Source organism: Ignavibacteria bacterium, from assembly GCA_025612375.1.
Classification (GTDB): Bacteria; Bacteroidota; Ignavibacteria; order Ignavibacteriales; family SURF-24; genus JAAXKN01.
The window spans coordinates 1-2,625 of the sequence record JAAXKN010000095.1 but is presented as its reverse complement, the minus strand read 5'-3'; the positions used below and the strand labels follow the sequence as shown (position 1 = coordinate 2,625).

The following is a 2,625-nucleotide window of genomic DNA, read 5'->3' as shown; positions in this document are numbered from 1 at the left end:
AAGACCAGTCGAGATCCGGGGAGATAAGATCCGAACGGACTCCGGCCGCTTCGAAGAAATGTATGACTAGGAGGGAACATGGCCAAGCATAAAATTTTTAACCGGCTTGTTAAAAAAGCCAGAAAGGACCTAATCACCTATGTCCGAAAGAGTCCAACAGTTAAAAGAAGCTATCGAGTGCAATCGCGATAAGTATTCCAAGGAAGAAAATGATGTCTATTACATCAAGATCCTGGAAGACCTGTTTGCAGACATCGATGGCTTAGTTTTGAACGGTCAGGATGTAAAGGAGCACACCTCGTTGGCTGCATCCATCATGACTGACCACGACATCGTCCTATGCGACAATTGCGGAAAGCCAATACCGCTCTCCGTTGCCCGGGACAACCACAACAAGATCGATAACGGCGAAAACTTATTCCTGTGTGATAACTGCATCCAGGATAATATCACTCGCCTTACGATAGAAAAACAGAATAGGAGGAAAGAACATGGAAATCAAACTGACAATCAAAATTGAGGGGCTCGAGGAACTGACTAAGGCAGTCACCGGCGTTAACATGTCGCTTGAAGAACTGGCGAACACCATCAGATCAAAATTTGGTACAATGAACAACCAAAGAGCCGGGCAAATCGTTACGACAGCCTTAAACGATGCAGGCGCACCAGTCAATGAAGTGCTAGGCCAGCAACCTGCAGCACCTGAAACTGGATTCCTTGGCGAGCATGAAGTACGCATTGAGGACGAGAAGCCGGCAAAAGAAACTAAGAAGAAACCTGCAGCTGAAGCACCAAAGCCGACGGCCAAAGCAACTAAAGAAGAAATCGCAACCACCCTTGCCACCGTTGCCAAACGTGACGGAAACAACCTGAAGGTCGCTGAATTCTTGAGGAACCATGGCGCAACCAAGATGTCCGATCTTGATCCGGTCAAGTTCAACTACGACGATCTTTTGGCTCAAGCAAAGGCACTCTAAAAATGCCGAAACAACACGCCACACTATCAGCCAGCAAAGCCCATCGATGGATGGAGTGCCCGAGGTCCGTGGCGCTGGAACAGCTTTTCCCGGATGAAACAACGGAATATGCCGAGGAAGGGACAGCAGCTCATGCACTGGCTGAATTGGAATTGAGATTGGCCATCCTGGGCGACGACCATGTTGAGCATTGGGAATTCACTGATCTTGAACTGGAGATGCAAACCAAGGGCTTTGATTCCAAAGAGATCCATTACTACATCGAACAATACCTGGACTACTGCAAAGAACTGTATGACCAATCGAAACTTCAGCATCTGTTGACCTTTGCTGACATTGAAGCTCGCTTAGACTTTTCCAAATATGTCCCGCAAGGTTTCGGCACTGGAGACTTCCTGCTGATTGCGGGAACCACACTGCACATCATTGACCTCAAGTACGGAAAGGGAGTGCCGGTCAAGGCCCCCGGGAATCCGCAGATCAGACTTTATGGGCTGGGAGCAATCGAACTCTACGGACTGATATTCGATATCGAGACCGTCAAGATGCATATCTTCCAGCCGCGCATCAACAACATCAGTATTGAGACAATGTCGAGGAAAGACCTCGAAGACTGGGGCAACACCTCAGTCATGAAACGGGCACAGATGGCATATGACAACTGCGGCACTTTCGAACCCGGCGATCATTGCCAATTCTGCAAGGCGCGAGCAACATGCAAAGCACGGGCTCAACGCATGATCCAAATCATACAAAACATCTTAGGAGGACAGTAATGCAAGATTTTACTGAAACATTTCAAATCCCCGCAAGCCCTGACCTATTAACCAAAGAGCAGGTTTCAGCCGTCCTAAAACAAGCTGACAACATCATCTCATGGCTTAACCAGGTCAAGGAATTTGCACTCAACCAGGCCATCAAAGGCGAACAGTACGAAGGCTTCAAGGTAGTGGAAGGCCGATCCTTCCGCAAGTTCAAGGATGACGAAATCGCGGCCCAGATGCTCATGCTCGAAGGCTACAACGAAGCGGTCATCTATGAGAAGAAGCTTCTGTCACTGGCACAGCTTGAGAAGGTTGTAGGCAAGAAGAACTTCGAAGCGATCCTAGGCTCACAAATCTACAAGCCTGCAGGAAAGCCGGCATTGGTACCGGATACCGACGAACGCCCAGCATACGCTCTAGTATCAACCGCTCAAGAAGACTTTGGCCAAAGCTCTTAAAACACCTGGCATCCGTTGCAAGCCGGGAGAAGAGTGGGCGGAGGTTACTGACAACTATTGCATAAGCAATTACGGACGCTGGTACTCGCGAAAACGTAAAGCCTTGGTCAAGCAGTTCCCGAATTCCTCCGGATACTTTCGGATCAAGATTTGGGACCAGGAACATGCAAACGGAAAACAGACATTCACGCACATCAAGGTTCTTTACCACTTCGGCGATTGCCACGGTAACCGGATTCCCGGCGACGGTTCAAGCCTTTTCGCTCTGGGCTTGAGCATCGATCACATCAACGGCGATAAGAGCGACAACAGAAGATGTAATCTGGAACTTGTGACTCACAAGGAAAATTGCATCCGTCGATCTAAAAATATGAAGGAAAAGAAGGAGAAATCAAAATGTCACAAAACCAAAAACCAAATCCAAAC

Annotated in this window: 5 protein-coding genes; all 5 read left to right on the top strand. The window is 48.3% G+C overall.

The window, feature by feature from the left end; genetic code table 11:
• Window positions 1–139: 139 nt before the first annotated feature.
• Window positions 140–520 carry a hypothetical protein gene (locus HF312_21360; protein ID MCU7522764.1) on the top strand — a complete coding sequence of 127 codons (381 nt, stop codon included), beginning with the start codon at window positions 140–142 and terminating at the stop codon, window positions 518–520.
• Window positions 492–977: a hypothetical protein gene (locus HF312_21355; protein MCU7522763.1), complete on the top strand. Its 486-nt coding sequence runs from the start codon at window positions 492–494 to the stop codon at window positions 975–977. Before HF312_21360 ends, HF312_21355 begins: the two co-directional genes overlap by 29 nt.
• A 2-nt stretch (window positions 978–979) precedes the next feature.
• The gene (locus HF312_21350; GenBank protein MCU7522762.1) at window positions 980–1,753 is read left to right on the top strand and encodes a DUF2800 domain-containing protein; all 774 of its coding nucleotides are present in this window, start codon (window positions 980–982) and stop codon (window positions 1,751–1,753) included.
• Window positions 1,753–2,199, top strand: coding sequence for a DUF2800 domain-containing protein (locus HF312_21345; GenBank protein MCU7522761.1), 447 nt, complete (start codon window positions 1,753–1,755; stop codon window positions 2,197–2,199). Before HF312_21350 ends, HF312_21345 begins: the two co-directional genes overlap by 1 nt.
• Window positions 2,183–2,625, top strand: a 443-nt coding sequence (locus HF312_21340; GenBank protein ID MCU7522760.1) for an HNH endonuclease, incomplete at its 3' end; no start/stop codon positions are given. The genes HF312_21345 and HF312_21340, both read left to right, overlap by 17 nt.

What these genes read in the sequence shown, in the direction of transcription:
- HF312_21360 (MCU7522764.1), top strand. Translation starts at nt 140, where the DNA reads ATGTCCGAAAGAGTCCAACAGTTAAAAGAAGCTATCGAGTGCAATCGC.
- HF312_21355 (MCU7522763.1), top strand. Translation starts at nt 492, where the DNA reads ATGGAAATCAAACTGACAATCAAAATTGAGGGGCTCGAGGAACTGACT.
- HF312_21350 (MCU7522762.1), top strand. Translation starts at nt 980, where the DNA reads ATGCCGAAACAACACGCCACACTATCAGCCAGCAAAGCCCATCGATGG.
- HF312_21345 (MCU7522761.1), top strand. Translation starts at nt 1,753, where the DNA reads ATGCAAGATTTTACTGAAACATTTCAAATCCCCGCAAGCCCTGACCTA.